Annotated in this window: 19 protein-coding genes and 1 other RNA gene; 12 read left to right on the top strand and 8 right to left on the bottom strand. The window is 68.7% G+C overall.

The genetic code is table 11. The annotated features are described in order from the left end of the window. Positions 1 to 86 precede the first annotated feature (86 nt). Positions 87 to 722, bottom strand: a complete 636-nt coding sequence (locus ACZ6SA_RS23655; RefSeq protein ID WP_347643297.1) for a GNAT family N-acetyltransferase — start codon at positions 720 to 722, stop codon at positions 87 to 89. 247 nt (positions 723 to 969) lie between these two features. On the opposite strand from ACZ6SA_RS23655, the gene ACZ6SA_RS23650 reads away from it, so the two are divergent. Continuing rightward, positions 970 to 1,623 (top strand): L,D-transpeptidase family protein, encoded by a 654-nt coding sequence (locus ACZ6SA_RS23650; RefSeq protein WP_347643298.1) that lies wholly within the window; start codon positions 970 to 972, stop codon positions 1,621 to 1,623. Between the two features lie 26 nt (positions 1,624 to 1,649). On the opposite strand, the gene ACZ6SA_RS23645 is transcribed toward ACZ6SA_RS23650, so the two are convergent. The 4 genes from ACZ6SA_RS23645 to ACZ6SA_RS23630 all read right to left on the bottom strand — a co-directional run bounded on the left by ACZ6SA_RS23645 (position 1,650) and on the right by ACZ6SA_RS23630 (position 6,392). After that, positions 1,650 to 3,236 carry an NADH-ubiquinone oxidoreductase-F iron-sulfur binding region domain-containing protein gene (locus ACZ6SA_RS23645; RefSeq protein ID WP_347643299.1) on the bottom strand — a complete coding sequence of 529 codons (1,587 nt, stop codon included), beginning with the start codon at positions 3,234 to 3,236 and terminating at the stop codon, positions 1,650 to 1,652. A 64-nt stretch (positions 3,237 to 3,300) separates the two neighbouring features. Continuing rightward, positions 3,301 to 4,170, bottom strand: a complete 870-nt coding sequence (locus tag ACZ6SA_RS23640) for a ferric reductase-like transmembrane domain-containing protein (RefSeq protein ID WP_465830358.1) — start codon at positions 4,168 to 4,170, stop codon at positions 3,301 to 3,303. Positions 4,171 to 4,236: 66 nt separating this feature from the next. Continuing rightward, on the bottom strand, positions 4,237 to 5,751 hold the full coding sequence (locus ACZ6SA_RS23635; RefSeq protein ID WP_465830356.1) for a DUF1996 domain-containing protein: 1,515 nt from the start codon (positions 5,749 to 5,751) through the stop codon (positions 4,237 to 4,239). Next, on the bottom strand, positions 5,748 to 6,392 hold the full coding sequence (locus tag ACZ6SA_RS23630; RefSeq protein WP_347643302.1) for a DUF4142 domain-containing protein: 645 nt from the start codon (positions 6,390 to 6,392) through the stop codon (positions 5,748 to 5,750). Before ACZ6SA_RS23630 ends, ACZ6SA_RS23635 begins: the two co-directional genes overlap by 4 nt. A 108-nt stretch (positions 6,393 to 6,500) precedes the next feature. On the opposite strand from ACZ6SA_RS23630, the gene ACZ6SA_RS23625 reads away from it, so the two are divergent. The 4 genes from ACZ6SA_RS23625 (at position 6,501) to ACZ6SA_RS23610 (ending at position 13,053) form a co-directional block, all read left to right on the top strand. Continuing rightward, positions 6,501 to 7,055, top strand: a complete 555-nt coding sequence (locus ACZ6SA_RS23625; protein ID WP_201761090.1) for a sigma-70 family RNA polymerase sigma factor — start codon at positions 6,501 to 6,503, stop codon at positions 7,053 to 7,055. Beyond that, complete coding sequence (locus ACZ6SA_RS23620) at positions 7,055 to 7,252, top strand: zf-HC2 domain-containing protein (RefSeq protein ID WP_347643303.1); 198 nt, start codon at positions 7,055 to 7,057, stop codon at positions 7,250 to 7,252. Before ACZ6SA_RS23625 ends, ACZ6SA_RS23620 begins: the two co-directional genes overlap by 1 nt. 84 nt (positions 7,253 to 7,336) lie before the next feature. Continuing rightward, positions 7,337 to 8,140, top strand: a complete 804-nt coding sequence (locus ACZ6SA_RS23615) for a tryptophan 2,3-dioxygenase (RefSeq protein ID WP_347643304.1) — start codon at positions 7,337 to 7,339, stop codon at positions 8,138 to 8,140. 38 nt (positions 8,141 to 8,178) lie between these two features. After that, positions 8,179 to 13,053, top strand: coding sequence for an NAD-glutamate dehydrogenase (locus tag ACZ6SA_RS23610; protein WP_465830353.1), 4,875 nt, complete (start codon positions 8,179 to 8,181; stop codon positions 13,051 to 13,053). Positions 13,054 to 13,264: 211 nt separating this feature from the next. Here ACZ6SA_RS23610 and ACZ6SA_RS23605 read toward each other — a convergent pair whose 3' ends face one another. Next, on the bottom strand, positions 13,265 to 14,287 hold the full coding sequence (locus ACZ6SA_RS23605; protein ID WP_347643306.1) for a DUF8094 domain-containing protein: 1,023 nt from the start codon (positions 14,285 to 14,287) through the stop codon (positions 13,265 to 13,267). Positions 14,288 to 14,408: 121 nt separating this feature from the next. Here ACZ6SA_RS23605 and prfB point away from each other — a divergent pair, with 121 nt between their 5' ends. The 7 genes from prfB (at position 14,409) to ACZ6SA_RS23570 (ending at position 24,201) form a co-directional block, all read left to right on the top strand. Beyond that, positions 14,409 to 15,524 carry a peptide chain release factor 2 gene (gene prfB, locus ACZ6SA_RS23600; protein ID WP_347643307.1) on the top strand — a complete coding sequence of 372 codons (1,116 nt, stop codon included), beginning with the start codon at positions 14,409 to 14,411 and terminating at the stop codon, positions 15,522 to 15,524. 379 nt (positions 15,525 to 15,903) lie between these two features. Next, a complete protein-coding gene (gene ftsE, locus ACZ6SA_RS23595; protein WP_132333661.1) occupies positions 15,904 to 16,593 on the top strand; it encodes a cell division ATP-binding protein FtsE in 690 nt (229 codons plus the stop codon). Between the two features lie 20 nt (positions 16,594 to 16,613). Then, positions 16,614 to 17,522 carry a permease-like cell division protein FtsX gene (gene ftsX / locus ACZ6SA_RS23590; RefSeq protein WP_347643308.1) on the top strand — a complete coding sequence of 303 codons (909 nt, stop codon included), beginning with the start codon at positions 16,614 to 16,616 and terminating at the stop codon, positions 17,520 to 17,522. Between the two features lie 53 nt (positions 17,523 to 17,575). After that, entirely contained in the window at positions 17,576 to 18,043 is a 468-nt protein-coding gene (gene smpB, locus ACZ6SA_RS23585; RefSeq protein WP_132593604.1) for an SsrA-binding protein SmpB, read from the top strand. Positions 18,044 to 18,128: 85 nt separating this feature from the next. Beyond that, positions 18,129 to 19,982, top strand: a complete 1,854-nt coding sequence (locus ACZ6SA_RS23580; RefSeq protein ID WP_347643309.1) for a penicillin-binding transpeptidase domain-containing protein — start codon at positions 18,129 to 18,131, stop codon at positions 19,980 to 19,982. A gap of 362 nt (positions 19,983 to 20,344) precedes the next feature. After that, positions 20,345 to 20,728: a transfer-messenger RNA gene (gene ssrA / locus ACZ6SA_RS23575) on the top strand. 152 nt (positions 20,729 to 20,880) lie between these two features. Then, a complete protein-coding gene (locus ACZ6SA_RS23570) occupies positions 20,881 to 24,201 on the top strand; it encodes a BTAD domain-containing putative transcriptional regulator (RefSeq protein WP_465830348.1) in 3,321 nt (1,106 codons plus the stop codon). Here the strand turns inward: ACZ6SA_RS23570 and ACZ6SA_RS23565 are convergent. Both ACZ6SA_RS23565 and ACZ6SA_RS23560 read right to left on the bottom strand, forming a co-directional pair. After that, complete coding sequence (locus tag ACZ6SA_RS23565; RefSeq protein WP_465830374.1) at positions 24,134 to 25,606, bottom strand: MFS transporter; 1,473 nt, start codon at positions 25,604 to 25,606, stop codon at positions 24,134 to 24,136. The two genes, ACZ6SA_RS23570 and ACZ6SA_RS23565, sit on opposite strands and share 68 nt — an antisense overlap. Before the next feature lie 129 nt (positions 25,607 to 25,735). Next, positions 25,736 to 26,338: an NADPH-dependent FMN reductase gene (locus ACZ6SA_RS23560; protein ID WP_465830346.1), complete on the bottom strand. Its 603-nt coding sequence runs from the start codon at positions 26,336 to 26,338 to the stop codon at positions 25,736 to 25,738. Positions 26,339 to 26,349 lie beyond the last annotated feature (11 nt).

The raw sequence follows: 26,349 nt of genomic DNA, 5'->3' as shown, positions 1-26,349 counted from the left end.
TCCCCACCCCCCCCCCCCCCCGCCCCGCCCCCCCCCCCCCCCCCACCCCCTCCCCCCCCCCCCCCCCCCCCCCCCCCCCCCCGCCGTCATCCTGGAAGGCCGAGGAGGGGCAGGCAGGCGGGCAGGTTGTGGATCTCGAAACCGGGTGACTCCTGCCAGTCCTCCCTGGCCAGGCGGAAGCGCCGGGTGACGGCCGGCCTGCCCTGGCGGTCGTGGACCGTGATGCCGTCCTCCTGGTAGCCGAGCTTTCTCGTCACCGCCAGCGAGGCGTGGTTGTCCTCGAACGCCTCGGTCGTCGCGTGGCGCGCCCCCAGCCCGGCGAAGGCGAGGTGCAACACCGCGCCGCGCATCTCGGTGCCGATGCCGTCGCCCTGGAAGCGCTGCCCCAGCCACGAGCCGGTGCCGACCTCGCGGGTGACCGCGAAGGACGTGGCCGTGACGCCCTGCGTGCCGACGATCTGACCGTCGTACACGACCACGAAGTCGATCGACCACTTCTCCGGGGCGAGCGAGCCCCACGCGCGGAAGTGGTACTGCAGCGTGCTCCTGGCCCGCTCGGCGGGCTCGGCGTCCGTCCAGGGGAAGAGGAACGGCATGATTCCCGTCTCGTGGACGCCCTCGGCGGCGCGGTCCGCGAGCTCGTCGAGCTCGTCGAGCGTGGGGAGGCGCAGTTCAAGGCGGGGCGTGGTGATGGACAGGTCGAACAGGGGCCAGTTCCGCATACCACCGCATGATGGCAGTCGGCGTGCCCGTTCGCGACCGGTTTTTCGCCGGCAGTGATAGTCGAATAAACGGGGAATGCCCGTTTATAGTGGGATTCGTTAATTCGCCGCCTTTACCGGACAAAACCCATGCATGAGGTGAATTCTCGACGATGTGGGTAGGCATCGAATTATGATCATAAAGCTTCGAAGAATCGGCGCTTTCGCCGTTGGATGCGGGGCGCCCTTGCTGATGGGCATACCTGCGATGGCGGACAAAGACCGTCCGACACCGGTGGAACGGGCCGAGATCAAAACACCCCTCCTGCGGCCGGGCGACCGCGGCAAGGAGATCGAGCTGCTCCAGCGGAGACTGCGCCAGGGCCGCTACTACTTCGGCAAGATCAACGGGCGCTACGACGAGCAGACGAAGTTCGCGGTCTGGGCGCTGCAGAAGAGCCACAAGATGCAGGTGCGGGGCGCGGTGGGGCCGGACGTCTGGCGGGCGCTCGACCGGCCGCTTCGCACCCGTGCGCTGGTGCCCGACGGCCCGGCGAACCGGGTCGAGGTCAGGCTCCGCGAGCAGCTGATGATCGTCTACCGCCGGCACCGTCCCGCGCTGATCTCGCACATCTCCAGCGGCGCCCAGAGGCGCTGGTGCCTCAACGGGCGCTGCGGCGACGCGGTCACTCCCGTGGGCGACTTCCGCGTCAACCGGCGAGCGCCCGGGTGGACGACCGGGCCGCTCGGGTCGATGTACAACTCCCTCTACTTCGTCGGCGGCATCGCGTTGCACGGCTCCACGAAAGTCCCGAACCGGCCGGCGTCCCACGGGTGCGTACGCGTGCCGATGGAAACGTCCAAGCGGCTCTACCAAATGGCGGGCATGGGAGAGCCGGTATATGTCCGACAGAAATGGTAATTACTGAAATAATCAGATATGTCGCGTCACCCCGCCGTACCTCCGACCCTCGAGACGTTCGGGCCGGTGCTCACGCGCGTGAGCCGGGGCATGCTCGCCCCGGCCTTCCTGAGCACGCCGTCCTTGACCAGCCGCAGGGGCGAGCCGGCGGGCGTGGAGCCGTCCCCGGTGGTCCGGGCGAGCCGCAAGGCCAGCGCCGGGCACATGTCGACCGCCCGCCGCGCCTCCTTGGCGAGGTGGCCGGGGACGTTCCTGAACGAGGGGAACCCGTAGTCGTCGAGGTCCACGAACTCCGGCAACAGGTGCGCGCAGAGCCCGTGCCCCTGGCAGCGGGACCAGTCGACCTCCAGCCGGTACTCGGGGTCGGCCTCGCGCTCGGGCATCGGCAGCACGCCGCGGATCGGCCGGCCGCACGAGCCGTGCTCCAGGTGCTGCGCGATCTCGGTCTCGAACGCGTCCAGCGCCGACAACACGAACTTCGCCGTGCCGTCGGGGTGGAAGCACGCCCCGCGCCGCTCGACGCCGCGCACGCATCGGCGTACGGCGTCCACCGAACCCGTGCCCTCGACCAGCGCGTACATGGCCCTGGCGATGTCCGGCAGGCCGAGGCGGCACGGGCCGCACTGGCCGGCCGACTCGGCCGCCAGGTAGGCCGACACCCTGGCGGCCTCGCCGAGCGCGCAGGTGGACTCGCCGAGCGGGACGATGATCCCGGCCCCGAGAGTCGCTCCTGCCTGCTTCATGCCCTCGCGTGAGAGCACGGCCGTCTGGACGACCTCCGCGGACAACCACGCGCCGTGGTAGCCGCCGATGAGCACGCCGTCGCCGATCTCGGATTCGGTCAGCGCGAGCACGTCGGCCAGGTAGGTGCCCGCAGGCGCCTCGATGACCGCACCCTGGGCCGCGCCGCCGCTCACGGTGAGCAGGATCGTGCCGGGCTCCTTGCTGGTGCCGACCTCGGCGTACTTCTCGGGGCCGTACTCCGCCAGCAGGGCGAACTGCGCGTACGTCTCCGTGTTGGACAGCAGGGTCGGCAGGCCGTCCACCCCGCTCGTGGCGGCCCGCTTCTTGCGGCCGGGCGGGATGCCCTCCTCGCCGTTCACGGCCTTGACGAGCGCGCCTCCCTCGCCGGAGATGAACCTCTCCTTGATCCCGACCACCCGGATCGGGACCCGGCTCTCCGCGCCGCCCGACACGTTCGAGGCCCGGCGCTCGGCCACGGCGGCGGCGACGGACGCCTCGGCGACCTCGCCACCGGCCGTGGCGACGACCACCTCGCGGGCGCCCAGCGCCTCGGCGGCCAGCACCGCGCCGTCCAGCACCAGGTGGGGGTTGCGGGTGAGCAGCATGGCGTCCTTGGAACTGGCCGGCTCGCCTTCGGCGCCGTTGACCAGCACCACGCTTTCGCCCGTGCCCGCCGCGTCGGCGACCGCCCGCAGCTTGCGCGCGAACGGGAAGGCCGCGCCGCCCCGCCCGCGCATGTCCACGTCGTTGGCAAGGGAGATGAGCTCGGCCAGCTCGCGCGGCTCCACGACCCCGTGGAGCGTGCGGTGCGCGGGCAGGTCGAGCCGGCGGCAGTGGTCGAGCCCGGCGGTGAGCCGGGCCGGACCCATGCGTAACACCCGGGGAACTCGGGCCGGAATCACGGTCGCTCCTGATCAGTCGTCGCGGGCAGGCTCATCCGGCCTCCCGGTATCTGCGCCTGGCATCGGCCAGGCTCACGGGTGCGTTGACGTTCACCGCGCCAGTCCCGGTGCCGGCCCTGGTGCCGGTCCTGGTCCCGGCCCCGGCGGCGGCCGGGACGGCGACCTTCTGCGGCCGTTGGTTCGGCACGCCCGCGGTGGCCGGCGACGTCACCGCCGGCCCTTCGATCCTCTCGGGCACGATCGACGGCCGGCGCAGCGAGGCCAGCACCCGCACGCAGAGCGCGGAGCCGACCGCCGCCAGGCAGGCCACGTAGGACCAGGCCACCCAGCCGGCCGGCGGACGGCCGGCGGTGAGCCCGTGCATGATGCCGACCGGCCAGGCCACGTACGCGGCGGCGTGGAGGATCCGCCACATCCATGGCCTGGTCCGTACGGCGAAGCGCCCCCTCAACATTCCCGTGACCACGGCCAGGACCATCAGGTCGAAGGCCAGCGCGCCGAACCCCACGTAGAGCCCGGCGACGGGGACGACCGCCGCCCCCAGCGGCACGTGCCCCAGACTGATCATGAGGGTGATGTGCGTGATCAGGTAGGCCAGCCCGATGAACGCGGTGGCTCTGTGCGCGAGCTGGGCCCTGACCCGGTTGGCCGGTGTCAGGAAGACGCGTTCGGTGGTGAGCAGGCCGAGTGCGACCGTCGCGGTCAGCAGCACCAGCGCGAACACGCCGGCGTAGAACTCGAGGAAGCCCACCCCTCGGCCGAGCAGCGCCACGCCACGTTCCGTCCTGGTCAGCGCGAACGCCGACAGCAGGATGGCCATGATCGAGGCGCTCGCCCCCAGCCGGACGCTTCTGGTGTCCAGCTTGGTGGGGGCGTGCCTGGGGGATCGTCTGTGGAGCATCTATTTCCCTCCAAGGTCGGGTGAGGGTGCGACTCGGAAGGCTGGTGCCCGTGAGGGCATGTCAGATCAGCAACGGCGGCCCCGGTTGATGCATGAGACGACGGTCTGCATCAGCCGATCGGGCATCACATTGACGAAGTCGCCGTGGTCGGTGACCGGATTGTGCTTCTGCTCGGGAAAGGCGTCCACGGCGTACGACGGGCCTTGTGGGACGTTGTACGCGAGGGTCATGCGGAGTTGGGGAATCGCCCGAGTGCCCTGAGGGCAGGCACCGTTCTGGTCGGGGAAGACCACGTGCGTCCGGTGATTGGCGCTGTCGGTGTTCTGGCCGTCCCAGCAGCTAGGGAAATCCAGGATACGAAGAACCTGACTGCCACGCGGGCAAAGCGTGTATTTATCGGGACTTATGCGATTTTGGAATCCCGAGCAGCTCCAGCCCGCCTTGGCGTTGGCGCCGCCGTTCGTGCCCGCCTTCGCGTCACCGGTGATGATCCGCATGAACCTCGGCATCGCCACGACGTCGTCGGTGGCGTTGCCGCGGAACTGGAGCGTCGCGGCGCGGGGCAGCAGCAGCCGGCCGACGTTGCCGTCGGGGTCGCCGGCGTTCTCGTTCGACCTGCGGTCCCTGATCACGGGCCAGAAGTACGTGGACTTGTCGCCCAGCCGGCAGGTGGTGCCCGCGGCGGCCAGGCTCTCGTCGGTGGAGAACGCGTCCGTCGACAGGTTGCCCACGTAGTCGTGCAGGTGGTGCGCCCCGTTGCTCACGCCGGGCGCGACGATGAAGTTGTCGGGGTTGTGGTGGCGGTTGCGGTTGGTGCCGCAGCGGGAGACGAACGAGCCGCGGGAGCCGTCCCTGCCGATCCGCACCTCGTTGACCGGCTGGACCTGGCGGATGTTGACGAAGTCATCGGTGAACGGGCCGAGGTCGCAGTCGTTCCCGTCGCCGCTCTGGGTGGGGGAGGGGGAGGGCGACGCCGTTCCCTGCGGGGGCGGGCTCTGCGTCGGGTCGTCGGTGGGGTCGTCCGTCGGGTTGCCGGTGGGGTCGTCAGTGGGGTTGCCGGTGGGGTCGTCGGTCGGGTTGCCGGTCGGGTTGCCGGTGGGGTCGTCGTTCGGGTCCTGGGTCCGCGTCGGGCGGGGGTCCGGCCGGCCGCGGCGCGACTGCACCGTGGCGCTGTCCTCGGGCTCGGGGGCGCGTGCCGTGTCGTCCGGCGAGCCGGCGGGGTCGGCCACCGCGGCGCCGCCTCCCTGGGGAGCCTGCTGGTCGGGGTCCTGCTGGTCCTGCCGCTGGTCCTGGTTCGGGTCCTGCTGGTCGGGGGCCTGCTGGTTCGGGTTCTGGCGTCCCTGGTTCCTGTCGGGGAACTGCCCGTCGCCGTTCTGGCCCTGGTTCCGTCCGTTCCTGTTCCGCTGGTCGAAGTCTCGCCGCTGATTCCGATCCCGCTGTTCCTGCTGCGACGGGGACTCGGCCGAGTCGCAGATGTCGGCGCGTGCCGGGCCGACGCCGATGACGGCCGCGGACACCAGCCCGCTCGCCGTCACGGCCAAAGCGGACATGGCCGCGGCCATGCGTCTGGATCTCCTCATGTGTGTCTCCTCGAATCGACCGCCATCGCGACGGGTGGAGCTGGCGCGGGCGTGGGAGGCTCCGGCAGGGCGTTGTGGTCGACCAGGCCGGTGGACTCCAGCAGCGCCATGTGCCTCATGACGAACCTCACGCAGTCCTCGGAGAACTTCCTGATCTCGGAGTTGCGTGTGCCGGACCGCACCGCCGCGATGACGGTGAAGACCTTGCCGTGTGAGTCACGCAGCAGGTTCGCGTAGTCCCTGTCGAAGGCGGGCCCGCTCTCCGCGGCGAGCTGGGCCATCCAGCTCTGCTGCTGCGGGCTGGGCTCGTCCGGCAGTGCCACGCCCAGTTTCTTCGCGACCTGACGGGTCAGCAGGTCCAGCTTCATGTGATCTTCCATGATCAGCCTGCCGACTTCCTTGACACGCTGGGACTCGGCGCGGGTCTTGGCGTACTCGCCTGCGGGCATTTCCCACAGGCCGGCCTGCCGTACCTTGACCAGCAGGTCGCGGTCGGCCGCCGTGAGCGGTCCCGTGGACGTCTGCGCCCACTGGGCGGCAGCGGGATCGATAACCGGTGGCATGACCAGCAGGATCGTCACCGCGGCCGCCACGACGAAGCCGCCGAGCATGAACACCTCGCCGCGCAAAAGCCTGTGCATGGTGGGAGGTACGCGGGCTTCACCCACCTGGTTCATCTATGGCCGGAGATAGTTAGAAATGACTGGAGTTATCGGAGTGGCTACCGCTTGGATAACGAAGGTGTAAAGATGTGCCCCGTGCTAGGTCACCTCGACGGCAGGTTCGAGAGTGCGGATGCCGAGGCGGAGCACCGCATTGCGGTGCTTTACCAGGAGTTCGGCGGCCCTCTGCTGCGACACGTCCGCAAATCCACAGGTAACGACCTTCAGTGGGCCGAAGACGTTGTACAGGAGACGCTCGTCCGGGCCTGGCGGAACTCGGCAAGACTGCAATGGGAACCAAGCCTTATATGGGCGTGGCTGCTTACCGTGGCCCGTCGCATAGTCATTGATGGTCGTCGGCGGAAGAGCGTTCGGCCGCAGGAGGTCGAGCCGCCCGAAGTCGACATGATGGCGGTGCCGGACGGTTCGGATCGGGCTCTGTCGGCGATGGTCGTCGCGGACGCCCTCCGGTCCCTGTCCGCGGAACACCGCGAAGTCATTGAGCAGACCTACCTTCGAGACCGTACGATAAGTGAGGCGGCGGAGATTCTGGGGATCCCACCGGGCACGGTGAAGTCCCGGCTCTACTACGGGATCCGGGCTCTCCGCGAACTGCTGCGGGACAAGGGGGTAGCCGGCTGATGCATGACGGGGTGGCCGCCTACGCTCTCGGCGTCCTCGACGAAGAGGAGCACGAGGCCTTCGAACGCCACCTCGACTCGTGCGAGCGATGCCAGGCGGAGCTGGTGGAGCTCGTCGAGCTGCCGGACCAGCTCGACGAGCTCAAGAACGCCTCCTCGACCTCCGACGACGATCCCCCGATGTCGATGTCACGTTGACGTCTATCCCCTTTTCGGGTGGTATCGGTATCGGCGAGACGTGCGCCCGGCGGCAAGTGCCGGGTGGTCGGGGGGAGGTGTTCGGTGGGCATCGACGACGATGTGCCCCGTCCCCCGCGCCGGCGGTTCGGCGAGGAAGGCGGCCGGCTGTCGTACGGCGGCTACCTCCGCCTGCCCGCGCTGCTCGCCCAGCAGCAGCCGCAGTCGCAGGCTCCTGACGAGCTGCTCTTCATCACCATCCACCAGGTCTACGAGCTCTGGTTCAAGCTGCTGCTCCATGAGCTGGAGTCGGTTCGCGAGGCCATGTCCCGTGGCGAGCTGTGGCGGGCCAGGCACCTGTTCCGGCGGGTGCACGCGGTCGAGCGGGTGCTGGTCGAGCAGGTCGAGGTCCTGGAGACGATGACGCCTCAGGACTTCCTCGAGTTCCGCTCGATGCTGGAGCCCGCCAGCGGGTTCCAGTCCGTGCAGTTCCGGGAGCTGGAGTTCCTGTCCGGGCTGAAGGACGAGCGTTACCTCGGCAGCTTCCGGCACGCCGAGGAGGCCGATCTCGCCAGGCTGCGCGGCAGGCTGTCGGAGCCCACGCTGTGGGACGCCTATCTTGACGCGCTGTCGCTGCGTGGCCTGCCGGTCTCCGATGATGAGATCATGAACTCGCTGCTGGCCGTGGCGAGAGACCGCAGGTCCCACGACGACCTGTGGCAACTGGCCGAAGACCTGCTGACCCACGACGAGACCACAGCGCTGTGGCGAATGCGTCATGTCCAGATGGTCGAACGCCAGATCGGCACCAAGTCGGGCACAGGCGGCTCGACGGGCGCCCCCTATCTGCGCGGTAGAACGCGCCTGCACTACTTCCCGCTGCTGTGGGAACTAAGGGCCTGGCTATGAACAGCCATGGCGAACCCTCACAAAGGAGTGAGAGCGAAATGCCGCTCGACGAGGCCAAGGATGAGCTGCTCCAGCGAGCCGCCGAGATCTGCGCGACGAGCACGGAGCACATGAGCGCCGATGAGGCGCTGTCCTTCCTCCGGCTCTACTACCGGCACGTCGCGCCGGAAGACCTGCTCGACCGCAACCCCGTTGACGTGTACGGTCCCGCGATGTCCCAGAGGCAGCTGGCCGAGGTCCGCCCGCAGGGCAGGCCGGTGGTCCGGGCCTACACCCCGACGGTCGACGAGAACGGGTGGGATCCCGGGCACTCGGTCGTCGAGGTGGTCACCGACGACATGCCGTTCCTGGTCGACTCGGTGACGATGGAGCTCGACCGGCACGGCCTGGGCGTGCACCTGCTGGTCCACCCGCAGATGCGGGTGCGCCGCGACATGACGGGCCGGATGCTCGGCCCTGACCAGCAGGACGTCACCGGCCAGATGCTGGTCGAGTCGTGGATGCACATCGAGATCGACCGGCAGGCCGACCCGCGCGCGCTCAAGACAATCGAGACCGACCTGCTGCGGGTGCTCGCCGACGTGCGGCACGCGGTCGAGGACTTCAGGAAGATGCGGGCGCTGGCCGTCCAGACCGCGGAAGACCTGGGCATGAACCCGCCGCCGCTGGAGCCCGCGGAGGTCGAGGACAGCATCGACCTGCTGCGCTGGCTCGCCGACGGGCACTTCACCTTCCTCGGCTACCGCGAATACCGGCTCGAGCACACCGACGAGGGCGAGACGCTGCGCCCGCTGCCCGGTGCGGCGCTGGGCATCCTGCGTGACGACAAGGTCAGCTCCGACAGCTTCTCCGCGCTGCCCGCCGAGCTGCGGGCCAAGGCCCGCGAGAAGCACCTCATGATCATCACCAAGGCCAACTCCCGGGCCACCGTGCACCGCGCCACCTACCTCGACTACATCGGGGTCAAGGTGTTCTCGCCCGAGGGCGAGGTGATCGGCGAGCGGCGTTTCCTCGGCCTGTTCACGCACGTGGCCTACAACGAGTCGATCTCCCGGATCCCCGTGCTCCGGCGGAAGCTGGCCGACGTCCTCCACCAGGCCGGGCTGGCGCCCGACAGCCACGACGGCAAGGACCTCATCGAGATCCTCGAGACGTTCCCCCGCGACGAGCTGTTCCAGACCTCGATCGACGAGCTCCTTCCGATCGCGCTGGGCGTGCTCCGGCTGCGCGAGCGCAAGCAGGTCAAGTTGTTCCTGCGGCGCGACGACTACGGCCGCTACATCTCCTGCCTGATCTACCTGCCGCGCGACCGCTACACCACCAAGGTCCGGCTGCAGATGCAGGAGGTGCTGCTCAAGGCCCTGGGGGGCACCTCGCTCGACTACAGCGCCATGATCGGCGAGTCGGTGCTGGCCCGCCTGCACGTGGTCGTGCGGGGCGAGCGGGGCAAGCAGCTGCCGCCGCCGAGCGTGGACGTGGAGGAGCTGGAGGCGCGGCTGGCGGCCATCACCCGCTCCTGGGAGGACGACCTGGCCACCGCGCTGGTGGAGCTGACGTCGGAGGAGGAGGCGCCCGGGCTCATCCGCCGGTACGCCTCCGCGTTCCCCGAGGGGTACAAAGCGGACTTCCCGCCCAAGGTCGCCGTGGTCGACCTGCAGCGGCTGGAGCGGCTCGTCGGCGCGGACGACGACGGGCAGGTCGAGCTCAACCTCTACGAGCCGTACGACGCGGCCGAGGGGGAGCGGCGGCTCAAGATCTACAAGGTCGGCTCGCCCATCTCGCTGTCGAAGGTGCTGCCGCTCATCCAGCGGCTCGGCGTCGAGGTGGTCGACGAGCGGCCGTACGAAGTCGACCGCGACAACGACCCCACCACCAAGAACGCCTGGATCTACGACTTCGGGCTGCGCTACACGCCGTCCGACGAGGTCGGCAGGGAGGACTTCAAGCGGCTCTTCCAGGACGGCCTCACCGCCCTGTGGACGGGCCGGGTGCAGGCCGACGACTTCAACTCGCTCATCCTGAGCGCCGGGTTGACCTGGGAGCAGGCCGAGATCCTGCGGGCCTACGCGAAATACCTGCGCCAGGCGGGCAGCACGTTCTCGCAGGCGTACATGGAGCGGGTGCTCCTGGGCAACGTGCGGCTGGCGCGGTTGCTCGTCAGCCTGTTCGAGGCTCGGCACGATCCGCGGCGGCCCGACGACGTGCGAACCGAGCTGGCCGACGCGATCCACGAGGAGATCCTGGGCGCGCTCGACGAGGTGGCCTCGCTGGACGAGGACCGCGTGCTGCGGGCGTACCTGGAGATGATCCAGGCCACGCTGCGTACCAACTATTTCCAGACGGTGAATGGGCGCCGAAAAGAGTACATATCGCTCAAGTTCGACCCGCAGGCCATCAGCGTCCTGCCCCTTCCGCGGCCCAAGTTCGAGATATTCGTGTACTCGCCGCGGGTCGAGGGCGTGCATCTCCGGTTCGGGAAAGTGGCGCGGGGTGGATTGCGGTGGTCTGACCGGATGGAGGACTTCCGTACGGAAATTCTCGGCCTGGTTAAGGCCCAGATGGTGAAAAATACCGTTATTGTGCCGACCGGGTCCAAGGGTGGGTTTGTCGTTAAACGGCCGCCTTTGTCCGGTAAGCGGGAAGATGTGCAGGCCGAAGGCGTGGCCTGCTACCGCATGTTCATCTCCGGCCTGCTCGACGTCACCGACAACCTCGTGGACGGCCAGGTCGTCCCGCCGCCCGACGTGGTCAGGCACGACGGCACCGACACCTACCTCGTCGTGGCCGCCGACAAGGGCACCGCCACGTTCTCCGACATCGCCAACGCCGTGGCCAAGGAGTACGGCTTCTGGCTGGGCGACGCCTTCGCCTCCGGCGGCTCGATCGGCTACGACCACAAGGCCATGGGCATCACCGCCCGCGGCGCGTGGGAGTCGGTCAAGTACCACTTCCGCACCACGGGCGTGGACGTGCAGAGCACCGACTTCACGGTGGCCGGCGTGGGCGACATGTCCGGCGACGTGTTCGGCAACGGCATGCTGCTGTCACAGCACATCCGGCTGGTGGCCGCGTTCGACCACCGGCACATCTTCGTCGACCCCACCCCCGACGCGGCCCGCTCGTTCGGCGAACGGCAGCGCCTGTTCGAGCTGCCACGCAGCTCCTGGGAGGACTACGACGCCACGCTGATCTCGGCGGGAGGCGGCGTCTTCTCGCGCACCGCCAAGTCGATCCCGATCACGCCCCAGATGCGCGAGGCGCTCGGCATCCCCGCCGGCGTCACCTCCATGGCCCCCAACGACCTGATCAGCGCCATTCTGCGGGCCCCCGTCGACCTGCTGTGGAACGGCGGCATCGGCACCTACGTCAAGGCGGGCTCCGAGTCGCACGCCGACGTGGGCGACAAGGCCAACGACGCGCTCAGGATCGACGCCGCCGACCTGCGCTGCAAGGTCGTCGGCGAAGGGGGCAACCTGGGGTTCACCCAGCTGGCCCGCATCGAGTTCGCGCTGAACGGCGGCCTGATCAACACTGACTTCATCGACAACTCGGCCGGCGTCGACACCTCCGACCACGAGGTGAACATCAAGATCCTGCTGGACCAGGTCGTCCGCGACGGCGAGCTGGCCGACAAGCAGCGCAACGAGGTCTTCACCTCGATGACCGACGAGGTCGCCCGCCTGGTGCTGCGCGACAACCACGCCCAGAACGTGGTCCTGGCCGCGGCCCGCGCCCAGGCCGTCGAGATGCTCCACATCCACGCCCGCTACCTGCGACGGCTGGAACGCGAGGGGCTGATCAACCGGGAGCTGGAGTTCCTGCCTTCCGACAAGCAGCTCGCCGAACGCCGGCAGGCCAGACTCGGCCTGACCGCCCCCGAGTTCGCCGTGCTGCTCGCCTACACCAAGCTGACCGTCGACGCCGAGGTGCTCGCCTCCGACCTGCCCGACGACCCCTACCTCGCCTCGTGGCTGGTGTCGTACTTCCCGTCGGCGCTGCGTGAGCGGTTCCGCACGTACATGGACGCCCACCCGCTGCGCCGGGAGATCATCACCACCTGCGTGGTCAACGAGCTCGTCAACTCCATGGGCACCACGTTCATGTACCGCTTCGGCGAAGAGACGGGCGCCTCGACGCCCGACATCGTGCGGGCCTACCTCGTGGCGCGCGAGGTGTTCGACCTGCCGGGGTTCTACCGGGACGTGGAGTCGCTGGACAAGCAGGTCGACACGGCCACCCAGATCGCCATGCTGCTGGAGGCCCGCAAGCTGGTCGAGCGCGGCACCCGCTGGCTGCTGGTCAACCGCCGGCCGCCGCTGGACCTGGCCGGGTCGGTCGGCTTGTTCATGAAGCCGGTCAACGGCGTGGTCTCCCACATCCCCAAGCTGCTGACCGGCCCCGACCTGGCCGCGTACGAGGAGCGCCGCGACTCGTTCCTCGCCAGGGGCGTGCCGCTGGAGCTGGCCGAGCGGGTGTCCGCCATGGTGCCCGCGTACTCGATGCTGGACATGGTGGAGATCTCCTCCGTGACCGACCGTCCGGTCAGCGAGGCGGCGGAGGTCTACTTCGACCTGGCCGACCGGCTGCAGCTGGCCCGCATCCGGGAGCGCATCATCGCGCTGCCCAGGGACAACCGGTGGAACTCGATGGCCCGCTCGGCCCTGCGCGACGACCTCTACGCGGCGCACGCCTCCCTGACCCGTGACGTGCTGGCCCACAGCACGCCGGGCCTGCCGCCGGAGGAGCGGCTGGCCAGGTGGACGGAGGCCAACACGGCGGCGGTCTCCCGGGCCCGGCAGACGTTGTCGGAGATCTGGGAGAGCGACACCTTCGACCTGGCCACCCTCTCGGTCGCTCTGCGCGCCATCCGCACCCTGGTGTCCGCCAGCAACCTCCCCCACACGGAGTCCTGACGGAAGGGGCGGGCGCCAGAGGACGCCCGCCCCACCGCTGCCTCGAGGGCATGCCCGCGACGGGCCTCACGGGTCAAGAACTCGGCGAAGAAGACGGCCAAGGAGGCGCTCGTCACGGCGAGCCGCCCGTGAGCCCTCACGACCGGCCATGACGGGCGGAAAGGGGCTACGGCGCGTGCGGGGCGGTCGGCTGTGCCGTAAGAAGAGAAGATCAGGTTCCGGACGCGCGCGTGAGCGCGCCGTCGTGGGCGATCACGGGGGCGGCTTTGGGGGCGGTGAGGGGAGGGACGACCGTCGCGTACTGGTGTGTTTCGACCAGCCGCAGCGTACGGCGCAGCACCGGCGTGCTGATCGCCCACCTGGCCGACCTGGGCACCGGGATGTAGTCGTCCTCGGCCGTGCGCGTCGTCGTGGTCGTGGTGCGCGACAGCGAATACTGGATGAGCGCCCCGCCGTCCTTGGTGCGCAGCGCGTAAACCGGGTAGTTGTCGGCGCTGAAGATCGAGTCGTAGCTGAAGCCCTCGGTCTTGGCGTCCTCGCGGCGCGAGGCGATCTGCTCGGCCACCTCCGTCGTGTACGGCCCCTCCGCGACGAGCCCGGCGGTGACACCGGCGGTGCCCGTCTCGGCCACGCTCGCGTGCACCGGCCCCATGAACTGCGGGCTGATCGTGATGGTCTTGTCGTCGGAGGCGACCGCGTCGGCGTAGCCGTCGGCGTCGAGTTCGATCTCCGGCAGCTCCTGTCCGGGCACGAGCTCGGCCGCGGAGCTGATGCGCCAGCGGTCGGACCTGGTGAACGTCAGGAGCGTCGGATGCCCGTCGCGGGTCGTCAGCGCGCTGAACCACGGTGACTCCTCGCCCTGCTCGAACCGGGGCACGAACAGGGTCGGCGACCCCCACGTGTAGCGGCGCGGCGCGTAGTCGGTGGACAGGTAGTCGGCCACGGTGATGCGGGTCTGTCCGCCGGCCGTGAGATCGACGGCCAGCCCGAGGCGCCCCTGGAGGTCGCTCTTCACCCGCAGCACGTCGTCGGAGACGGTGACCTCGTCGAAGACCTCGGCCGCTTCCGTCCGCGTGACCTCCGGCTCGTCCGGAGACGGCGAGGGAGAGCTGGACGCGGCGGCGGCGGAGCTGGTGGGGGTCGATCGTGGCTGGGCATCGCTCGTGCAGGCGGTCGCCACGGCAAGCAGGCCTGCGGCGAGCGCCAGCGCTGTCCGCCGACCATGTACACGCACCTGGCCCATGGTATTCGCGCCGGCGGCACGGCGAGGACCCCGACACCGATCAGCGGGCCACCAGCGCCGGACAGGGACGCTTGGGAGGTGAACTCCCCGGAGGAGGCTAGTGTAGGGAGGCGTGGCAGGTATGGATCCGGCAGAAGAGATCAACGAGCTCGCGGGCACGCTCCGCAGCATCCAGGACGTGCTCGACCTCGACGCTATGCGCAAGCAGATCGACGAGCTCGAGCAGCAGGTTGCCGCCCCTGACCTGTGGGACGACCCCGACCTGGCACAGAAGGTGACCAGCAAGCTCTCCCATCTCCAGGGCGAGCTCAACCGCGTCGAGGGCCTGGCGCGGCGGCTCGACGACCTGACGGTCCTCTACGAGCTGGCCGCCGAGGAGAGCGACGACGACACGCGTGCCGAGGCCGACAAGGAGCTCGACACGCTGAAGTCCGACGTCGGCGCCATGGAGGTCCGCACGCTGCTGTCGGGCGAGTACGACGCCCGCGAGGCGCTCGTCACGATCAACTCCCAGGCCGGTGGCGTCGACGCCGCCGACTGGGCCGAGATGCTGCTGCGGATGTATCTGCGCTGGGCCGAGCGCAAGGGTTATGCCACGGAGGTCTACGACACCTCCTACGCGGAGGAGGCCGGCATCAAGTCGGCCACGTTCACGGTCAAGGCCCCCTACGCCTACGGCACGCTGCGCGGCGAGCACGGCACCCACCGCCTCGTGCGCATCAGCCCGTTCGACAACCAGGGGCGCAGGCAGACGTCGTTCGCCGGGGTCGACGTCGTGCCGGTGGTCGAGCAGACCGACCACATCGACATCAACGAGGACGAGATCCGCGTCGACGTCTACCGTTCGAGCGGTCCGGGCGGCCAGGGCGTCAACACGACCGACTCGGCGGTGCGCATCACCCACATCCCGACCGGCATCGTCGTCTCCTGCCAGAACGAACGTTCGCAGCTGCAGAACCGCGCCACCGCCATGAACGTGCTCCAGGCCAAGCTGCTGGAGCGCAAGCGGCAGGAGGAGGCGGAGAAGATGTCGGAGCTGCGCGGCGCGTCCACCACGTCATGGGGCACGCAGATCCGCAACTACGTGCTGCACCCTTACCAGATCGTGAAGGACCTGCGCACCAACACCGAGGCGGGCAACCCGTCGGCGGTGCTCGACGGCGATCTCGACACGTTCATCGAGTCGGAGATCCGCTGGATGCGGCGCCAGGAGTCAGACGCCGAATAGGTGGTTGAGCACGAGGCTCACGAAGAGCAGCACGACGAGGAGCACGAGGACGACGGCGGGTGACAGCCCGGCGAAGCCGTGCTGGTGCATACGTTCTCTGCTGGCGCGGCAGACGGGGCAGCGTCCCTCGATCACGGGGTGGGCGCATTGCGCGCATACGAGGTGTTCACAGCTCATGACAGCCCCAAGTCTAGCCGCACAATCGTTTTGTTTCCGTTATGGACGTTCCATGCCAGTCTTCCCTCTAGACTGTCGTCTGGCCAATCGGAACGTCGATCATCGGTAAAGAAGACGCCCCCGGTCGGCCAGTGGCGGGAAGTGGGCATATGCCACCCTCGCTTCCGTCCTGACCCCTAGACTGGCATGCCGTGATGCTCTCGTGATCCATTTCGATAATGTCATCAAGGTCTACGCGAACCAGAACCGGCCCGCTCTCGACCACGTGTCTGTTGACGTGGACAAGGGCGAGTTCGTGTTCCTCGTCGGTCCTTCGGGATCAGGCAAGTCCACGTTCCTGCGTCTGATCCTGAAGGAGGAGCGGCCGAATGGCGGCGCGATCCACGTCGCCGGGAAAGACCTGTCGCGTCTGTCCAACTTCAAGGTGCCGCACCTGCGCCGCCGCATCGGCTGCGTGTTCCAGGACTTCAGACTGCTCCCGAACAAGAACGTCTACGAGAACGTGGCGTTCGCGCTCGAGGTCATCGGCAAACCCCGGCGGTTCATCCGCAAGGTGGTGCCCGAGGTCATCGAGCTGGTCGGCCTGGAAGGCAAGGCCCACCGCATGCCCGACGAGCTGTCCGGCGGCGAGCAGCAGCGCGTCGCCATGGCCCGAGCGTTCGTCAACCGGCCGATGATCCTGCTGGCCGACGAGCCGACGGGCAACATCGACCCCGCGACGAGCATCGGCATCATGAAGGTGCTCGACCGCATCAACAGGACTGGCACCACGGTCGTCATGGCCACGCACGACGCGGCCATCGTCGACTCCATGCGCAAGCGTGTCGTGGAGCTGGAGGACGGCAAGATCGTCCGTGACCAGTCGCGTGGCGTGTACGGCCAGGCGTACTGACAGGGAGCTGCAGACAGAACATGCGGGCGAATTTCATCTTCTCCGAGGTCTGGATCGGCCTCCGTCGCAACTTGACCATGACGATCGCGGTGATCATCACCGTGGCGGTCGGTATGGCGATGCTGGGCGTCGGCTTGATGATCAACGCCCAAGTCGGCCTGATGAAGGGCTACTGGGACGACAAGGTCGAGGTCTCCGTCTTCCTGTGCGGCAAGGGCACGGCCATGCCGGCGTGTAACGGCAAGGAGGCCACCAGCAAGCAGATCACGGCCCTCGAAGCGCACATCAAGGCCATCCCAGGGGTCAAGGAGGTGTACTTCGAGGACCAGACGGCGGCGTACAAGAACTTCAAGGACTCCTACTCCGCCAACAAGGCTCTCGTCGACGCCGCCAAGGTCGAGGACATGCCGCAGTCGTTCCGCATCAAGCTGGTCGACCCGGACAACTACCAGCCGATCGTCCAGGCGGTGAAGGGCCAGCCGGGCGTGGCGCAGGTCCTCGACCAGAAGGAGCTGATCGGACCGTTCTTCGTCATGCTCGACAGGCTCGCCTTCGTCGCGCTGGCGGTGGCGATCATCCTGGTGCTGGCGGCCGCCCTGCTGATCGGCAACACGGTCCGGCTGTCGGCGTTCAACAGACGCAGGGAGACCGGCATCATGCGGCTGGTCGGCGCGTCCAACCTCTACATCCAGCTCCCCTTCGTCATGGAAGGCGTCATCGCCGGCCTGATCGGCGGCGTGTTCTCGGCGATCATTCTGATCCTGGCGAAGGTCTTCCTGTTCGAGGAGCTCGGCAGTTTCTTCGGCGACGCCACCTCCCAGCTCGGCTGGAACGACGTGGCTCAGACGATCACGATCACCATGCTCATCGGCGTCGTGATCTGTGTGCTGGCCTCGTTCGTGACGCTCCGCCGCTACCTCAGGGTCTAGCCGTGCGCGCGCGGATGGGCCGCCGCCGCTCCGGCCGCCGGTAAAGTCGAAGCATGCCACGTGAGACCGGGCGGAAGGTCATCGCCCAGAACAAACGTGCTCGGCACGACTACCACGTCGACGAGACCTTCGAGGCCGGGCTCGTGCTGCAGGGCACCGAGGTGAAGTCGCTCCGCGAGGGCCGCGCCTCGCTCGCCGACGGCTACGCCAGCATCGACGGCGGCGAAGCGTGGCTGCTCAACGTCCACATCCCCGAATACTCGCAGGGCACGTGGACCAACCACACGGCCCGCCGCAAGCGCAAGCTGCTGCTGCACCGCAAGGAGATCGACAAGCTCGCCGCCAAGACCAAGGAGGGCGGGCTCACGATCGTGCCGCTGGTGCTCTACTTCAAGGACGGCCGGGCCAAGGTCGAGATCGGCCTGGCGCGCGGCAAGAAAGACTGGGACAAGCGGCACGCGCTGGCGGAGCAGCAGGCCAAGCGCGAGATGGCCCGGGCGCTGCGGCACCGCACCCGATGAGAGTGGCGGCACCGCACCTATGACACGCGCCCGCCGCACCCTCACCGCACCGATGGGGAGCGCCAGCCGCACCCTCGGCGCACCGATGAGACGCGCCCGCCGCACCGTCACCGCCACCCTCACGCTGGCGGTCGCGAGCACGATGCTGACCGGCTGCTTCGAGGAGCCGTCACCGCACGACGCGGTGCGCGACTTCCTCGTGGGCTGGCAGTCGGGCGACTACGAGCTGGCGGCCGGCCGCGCCGACGGCGACCTGGCGACGGTGCGCAAGGCGCTGGCCGACGCCAAGCTGGAGCTCGACGCGGCCTCCTTCCGCTTCAAGATCACAGACGTCAGCGTGACGGGCGAGGAGTCCAAGGCCGGCTTCCACGCCGAGGTCGATCTCGGGGAGAACAACCCGCTCTGGGAATACGACGGCGTGCTCCCGCTCCACCTGGTCGACGGCGTGTGGAAGGTTCGCTGGTCGCCTTCCGTGCTGCATCCGCAGCTCAAGGAGGGGCAGCGGTTCGCCGTCGACACCCACCCGACGCCCCGCCAGCCGGTTCTCGACAGGTCGGGAGACTCGCTGCAGACCGACACCGTTCTCTACGTCGCGGGCGTCTATCCCGCCAAGCTGGGCGGCAAGGCGGAGGAGGTCGTGGCCAAGCTGTCCGAGGTCACCGGATATGCCCAGGACCGCCTGCTGAGCCGCATCAGGTCGTCACCGCCTGACAAGTTCGTGCAGCTGGTCACGTTCGGGCGCTCGCGCTACCAGACGATGCAACCGAAGCTCGACGCCATCGCCGGGATCGAGATCGAACCGCAGGACCAGCCCGTCAACCCCGACGCACCCCGGCAGATCGTCGGCACCGTCAGCGCGCTCACGCCCGAGAGCGAGCAGAAGCTCGGCGGCCCTCAGCGGGCCGGCGACTCGGTCGGCAAGAGCGGCCTGCAGCAGGCCTACCAGGAATACCTGACGGGCTCCACGCAGACCAAGGTGATCACCCTCGACACCAAGACCGGGGAGCAGGTCGCCCTGCTGAAGGAGTGGCCGGGCCGGCGCAACATCTCGGTGAAGACGACGATCGACCGCGCCGTCCAGGCGGCGGCCGAGCGGGCGGTGGCCCTCACCGGCACCAGCGCGCTGGTGGCGGTCGACCGCAACACCGGCGAGATCCGCGCTGTCGGCACCAAGAACCTGCACCAGGAGAAGCAGGCGCTGGCCGGCAGGTTCCCCGCCGGCACGGCGTTCTCGATCGTGGCCGCGGACGCGCTGCTCAAGGCCGGGGTGAGCCCCAAACAGCGGCTGGCCTGCCCGCAGGAGCGCACCGTCGGGGGCGCGAAGTTCGCGAACTCCGGCGGGAGCGTCGGCCTGACTCAGTCGGCCACGTTCCAGGAACACTTCGCCAAGGGGTGCGTCACCGCGCTGGCCTCGCTCGCCCGCCGGGTTTCGGCCGGCGACCTCGCCAAGAGCGCCAAGGCCTACGGCATCGGGCAGCCGTGGCGGCTGCCGCTCAAGTCGTTCAGCGGCGCCCTGCCCGAACTGGCCGGCGACGCCGACAAGGCCAGGGCCATCGCGGGCCAGAACGTCGAGGTGAGCCCGCTGAGCATGGCGCTCGTGGCCGCGGCCGTCGCCTCGGGCACCTGGCGTCCGCCCGTGCTGGTCACCGACCCCAAGTCGCCCGACCCCGCGGCCGAGATCGTGCCCACCGCCCAGCCCGCGCCGGTGCCCCTCGATCCCAAGGTCCGCGTGGCGCTGACGGCGATGATGCGGGCCGGCGCGGTCGGCACGCCCGCCCAGGCGGGCAGGGGGAAGGTCTACGGCGTGACGACGCCGGCGGCCGACCAGCACACCTGGTTCGTCGGCTGGCAGGGGGACGTGGCGATCGCGGTGCTGGCGAAGAACTACGACGCCGGCGCGGTGGCGGGCAGCTTCTTCGCAGCCCTCCGCAACCCGTGACGGCCGGCCTGGCGACGTCGGTGAGGGCGGCCCGGTGAACCCGCGAAGGCCGGTCGGCGACCGGATGTGAGTTTTTCGTTACGGTGAGCAACCATTCGGGCGGCCGGTTGCGTCTTACTGAATGACTGGGCTCGCTCGGGGGGTTGCGAACCCAGTCGCCGTGATGAGATCAGGACTTCATCTCGGGGGAAGTCCTGCCGTCCGGACCGGCTCGACCCTGCCGGTCGGCCCCCGGGAGCGCGTGCCACCGTGCCACGCTCCCGGGGGTTTCGCCGTTAGGGAATTAAGTTGGCGCGGAGGGTGTTGTCCCATGTACATTCGTGTCGCGCAGCTCTTTCGAGAGATGTGTTGACAACTGCACAGGGGGTGACTGGCTTCGACTTTGGCCTTGCAAGCCAGGTGAAGCGGGCCGAGGACGGCGGACATAACCTCGTTAATCCTGTGACCGCAAACAACAAGTGCCAATTCCAAGAGCACTGTGGCGGCCAGGGACTCCCTGGCCCTCGCTGCCTAAGCAGCGAAACCACTGTCAGCCCGGGAGTGCCTTCGGCCCGGTGTCTGGCATCGCTAGAAGGCTCAACCGGTCGACCCGGCCACGGGGGAGATCGGGAAATCCAACAGTGGCTGAGCCCGTCGGCGACTTGCCTGCGTGATCGCCGGGGCTGAGAAAAGCACAGTGGGCTGCGCCCGGAGAAGCCCTGACTTGGGGTTGAAGGACGCGGGTTCGATTCCCGCCACCTCCACTGTGACACCAGGCCGCCTCTTACCTGTGAAACTCCACGGGTGAGGGGCGGTTTTCTGTTGCTGGGCGTGTCATGCCGACCAGGCAGTGACGGCGGCAATCGCGCCAAGGTCTTCGACGAGTCTCACAGCGACGGCCCGGCATAGACTCGTGAGCATGCGGATCGAGGTACTGGGTCCGGTTCGGCTCAGCACCGACGAGGGCATCGCGGTAGAGGTGGCTGAACGCCACCTGCGCTTGCTGCTGGCCTCAGTGGTCGCCGCCGACGGCCGGCCTGTACCGGCCGATGCCATGATCGATCGCCTGTGGGACGGCGACCTGCCCGCTGATCCGAAGAAGGTCCTGCAAGCCAAGCTCTCCCGACTGCGCGCCACGCTGGACAGAGCGCGTCCTGGGGCCCGCGAACTGCTGACCCACACCCCCGCCGGATATCGACTCGCCATGGAGCCGGATGCCCTCGATGCCGGCCTGTTCAAGAGCAACGTGGAACGCGCGCGTCGGATGTCGTCCTCGCCGGAGAAGGCCGCGTCGCTCGTTGAGACGCTGGCACTGTGGCGCGGCGATCCCTTCGGTGATGTGACCGAGGAGGTCTGGCTGGCGCCGGCTGTCGCCGAGTTGCACGGTGTCCGTGGGGATGCAGTGGAAGCACTTGTCGAGACACTCCTGGAGCAGGGAGATCCGCAGCAGGCACTCAGCCAGGCGAGCGGCGCCGTCGAGGACTACGCCACCCGTGAGGGACTGGTGAGCTCGGTGATGACCGCGCTCTATCAGGTCGGGCGTCAACACGAGGCGTTGGAGATCTTCGAGAGGCTACGCCGTCGCCTGTCCGAGGAACTCGGCGTCGATCCGACCCCTCGAATCCGCGAACTGCACAGCCACATTCTCCGTCAAGACCCGATCCTGGCCTCCAGCTCTGCAGCCAGACCCGCACAGCACTCCCTTACCGGACACTCCAACATCCCGGCCGAGACCGGCCCGCTGATCGGCAGGCGCGAAGAGAGCGAGCAGATCAAGGCTCTCCTGGCCAGGTCCCGCCTGGTCACGCTGAACGGGATCGGCGGCGTGGGCAAGACCCGCCTCGCCCTGCACGTCGCCCGCGAACAGGCATCAGATTTCGAGCGCGGCACCTGGTTTGCCGATCTGACCGAGTTGACGGCGACACCAGAGGATCAACTCGGATCGGGCGAGCGCATCGCTTCCCTGATGGCCATGACCATCGGACTGCCCGAGCACGACACCACGACGAACACCCTCGACCGACTCAGCGAGGCGCTGGGACCCAGACCAGTGCTGCTGGTGCTGGACAACTGCGAGCATGTCATCGCCGAGGCGGCCGTCTTCACCACCGATCTCCTCCGCCAGGCCCGAGGCGTGCGGGTGCTGGCCACCAGCCGCGAACCTCTCGGACTGCCCGAAGAACAGCGCTATCACGTCAGTACCCTGACCACCGAACCATCCGAGGGCGACGGACGGAGTGAGGCGGTATCGTTCTTCCTCACTCGGGCCCAGAGCAGCGACCCCGCCTTCCGGCTCGATGACGGCGACGTGGATGCCGTCGAGCAACTGTGCCGGCGTCTCGACGGCCTGCCCTTGGCGCTGGAACTGGCGGCAGCCCGCATCCGGGGGCTCTCGGTGACCGACCTGCTCGAACGGCTCAGCGACCGGCTCAGCATCCTGCGCCGTCCCGGACATGCGGCGCCGCGTCGGCAACAGACCCTGCGCGGGATGATCGACTGGAGCTGGTCGCTGCTCGACGACACCGAACGAGCAGTGCTGCGTCGGCTGGCGGTCCACCCCGGCAGCATGGGACTGGAAGCAGCCGAGGCGATCTGCTCCGACGAGCCCGACGATCCCGGCACGACGGCAGTGGAGCGCGCAGAAGTCATCGACGTCCTCATCGGCCTGGTCGACCGCAGCTTGGTCACGACGACATCCACCCCGGCCGGCGTGCGCTACGGCCTCCTGGAATCGATCGCCGCCTATGCGGGTGAGAAGCTCGACTCCTCCGCCGAACGACAGGCCACCGCTCGACGACATTTGCGCTACTACGGTGATTTCGCGTGTGAGGCCGACGACGGACTACGCACTCGGCAGCAGCGTCACTGGTTGGCTCGGTTCTCCGCGGAACGTGCCCAGATGCGGCACGCGTTCGACGAGGCCGTACGAACAGGCGACGGCCGCAGCGCCACGGCACTCACGCTTGCCACGTTCTGGCATCAGGTGTGCGTACCCGGTTTTTCGATCAGCCCATGGATCGACGGCTACCACACCCGCTTGGGCCGCGATCTGCAGACGGTGCTCAACCTGCCCGGCGTCGGCGGTGACGACTACGCGGCAGCGGCCACCCTGGCAGCCTGCATGAGCGCCGACACAGAAGAAGGGGCACGACACATCGAGGAAGCGCTGCACGGGTTCGGCGCTGAGACGGTGACCAAGGCCCGCGTGCAATGGTTCGCCGGGGCTTCCCTCCTGTCGGCTGGGCTGCGGGAGGCTGGTGAACGGCACGTCGACCAGGCTCTTGCGAGCCTCGCCGGACACGGCGAGGACTGGGATCTCGCGGTGGCGGCGTGTCGACGTGACTGGTTGATCGTCACCCTGTGGCGTGAAGCCCCCCGCGGGCTTCCGGACGGTCGCGAAGTGTCCGAGGTGCTCCGCGAAGTGGACGACGGCTACGGCAGCATGTATGCGCTGGCGGTCGAGCACCGCTTCGCTGAACTGGTCGGCGACCACCGGCGCTCGGCGGCTGCCGTCACCGCGGCGTTGGCCATGAGCAGAGAGTTGGGCATCGAGTCGGAGACGTCGCTCTGGCTCACCGGGTCAGCGATCGCTGCCCTTCGGGACGGGAACCTGGACGATGCCGTCAAGGATCTGACGGATTCACGGGCGATCTCGGCCGAGATCGGTTTCGCCAACGGCCTCGCCTACGCGGACTTCGCCGAGGCGATGATCGCGCGCCACCGCGGCGACCTGACCGGGGCACGCACACTGCTCGACCGGTGGCGAGGATTCACCCAGGCAGCGAACGCCGAGCTGCTGACCGAGTTCGAGCAGGGTTTTCTGGCTGCCCAGGAACACGACCTGGCCGCAGCGATCGCGGCCTTCGAGACGTTCGTCTCCTTGACTCCGCAGCGCGGTGACACTCGTACGACAGCAAGGATGCTCGAACTGGCGGCGGCCATCCGCATGCTGGCCGCAGATCCCCGAGCGGCCGCCGATTCGTTGGGGGCAGCCGAAGCGATCCGCACCCGGGCAGGCGCTGAGCCGTCGGTGCCCGAGCGCCGGGACATCCGACGGGTCAGCGAACGCATCGCCGAGACGCTGTCCGATCGGGAGTTCTCCGCTGCGATGGCCCGAGGTGGCGCCCACGACCCCGTCGACCACCTGCAAGCGGTCGCGTCTTCCAAGGCGGTCATGCCACGGCACGATGACGGTGGCCGGCAGGCCCGCGGGCCAGGACGAGCACGCCGATCGCGCTGAGGGCGATGATGGCCGCACCGACGGCGCTGGCGTGCGCATAGCCGGCCAAGGTGGCGTCCAGCTCACCGGCCCCGGCGAGGTGACGGCGCGTGGTGGCGGTCATGATGGCGGTCAGCAGCGCGGTTCCCAAGGCAGCGCCGATCTGCTGGCCGGAGTTGACCAACGCGCTGGCGATGCCGCTGTCGGCGCCGGCTCCACGGGTGGCGGCGTCGGAGCCGGTGACCATCACGATGGTTCCGCCGGCGCCGAGAAGCAGCATGGCGGGCAGGATGCCGGTGACGTAGGTCGAGTCGGTCCCCAGCAGGATGAACGAGGCGATCGCGGCAGCCGAGATGAACAACCCCACGACAAGCATCGCAACGGCCGACACCCGCCCTGAGACAACGGTCAGGAGTTGTGAGGTCGCCATCGCGGACAGGCCGTAGGGCAGGAACGCCAGACCGGTCAACAAGGCGCTGTAGCCGAGCACACCTTGCAGGAACGTGGTCAGGATGTACATGCCGGCGAATATGCCGATCCCCACGACGAAGACCGACGTGAATGCCGCCAGCCGTAGCCGGTCCGCGAGCAGCCGTGGCGGGATCAGCGGGTGTGCCGAACGGCGCAGCACCAGGCCGAACAGGCCGAGCAGGACGACCGCGCCGGCCAGCGACGTCCAGGTGGCCGGATGAGCCCATCCCAGGGTGCTGGCGCGATCGAAGCCGAACACCAGAAGGCCCAGCGCCACGGTCACGAGCAGCGCACTGGGAAGTCCCAGCCGCGCGCGTCCGGCAGTCGGTGTGGGTGGTGCGGTACGGACCAATCCCAGGGCGACGAGCAGCGCCACGGGTGTGGTGATGAGCATCACCCACCGCCAGGAGAAACCGTCGACCAGGGCACCGGCGAGGGTGAACGAGGCGGCGGTGCCCATCCCCATGACCATCCCGAACAGGGCGAAGGCGCGGGCTCGTGCACGCCCGTGGGTGAACATCACCGAGATCATCGCCAGCGCGGTGGCCGCGACCAGCGCACCGGTCATGCCCTGTAAGGCCCGGGCGGCCAGGAGCACCTCGGCACTCGGGGAAACGCCGCCGAGCAGGGAGGCCGCGGCGAAGCCGACGAGACCGGCGGTCAGGCACCGGCGTAGCCCGACAACGTCGGCCAGGCGCCCGCCCAGGAGCATGAACGCGCCGAAACACAGCGAGTACAGCGTCACCACCGCGGCCCGGGAGGCATCGGTCAGGCCGAGTGCCTGCTGGGCCGCGGGCAGGGCGACGTTCATCATGGTCACCGCGGCGAAGACCGCGAGGTTGCCGGTCAGCACGAACCCCAAGGCCCACCACCTGCGTTGCTCGGGGTCGGTGTGTGCTGGAGTGCGCGTGGCATCCGGCGAGGGGGCACCGTCCGGCGACTGGTGCGGTGCCATGCTGCGCCGCTGTTCGGCCTGCATGTGCTTGGCGGAGTGATCGTGAGACGACATGGTCCTCTCCATACGGTGCGGTAACGGCCTCTGAGGGAGATGTCCTTCGGTGATGCGCATCGTGTTGCGCGTCAGTCATGCGCCGGCAACCGCGGCTGTGCGGTGCCTGGCCGCTGAGGGCTCGGCGTCCTGGCCGCCGGGGCCGTTGAGGGCTTCGGCCAGCCGTCCGATGATCGTGCGCAGCTGATTCTCGGCGTCGTCATCGATGAGGCCGGTGTTGCCGGCTGCCCGTTCGTGCACCAGGGGCAGGCCCCAACCGGTGGACAGGACGGTGGCTCCCATCTGGGTGAGGATGTGCTCGGTCGCCTCCCGGGCCCAGGCGGCACCGAACTTGCCGGGACTCGCGCTGATCACGGCGACGGGCAGGTCGGTGAAGACGCACGCGCCGTCCGGTCGGGCGGCCCAGTCCAGCAGGTTCTTCAGCTGGCCGGGAATGCTGCCGCTGTACTCCGGCGTGGCGATCAGCACGGCGTCGGAGTGACGAACCTCGGCTCGCAAATCCTCGACCACGCCGACGGGCCGTTGTTCATGGTCCTCGTTGAACGGCGGGATCTCGCTGACGCGGTTGAATCTGTGCACCTGATGCCCGGCGTCGCGGGCGAGGTCTTCGGCGTGGGTGAGCAGTTGAGTGTTGAAGGAGCCGGTGCGCAGGCTTCCGGAGATGGTCAGAAGCTTCATGGTGGTCTCCT

Source organism: Nonomuraea sp. NPDC049378 (assembly GCF_055586745.1).
This window is presented reverse-complemented; position numbering and strand designations above follow the sequence as displayed.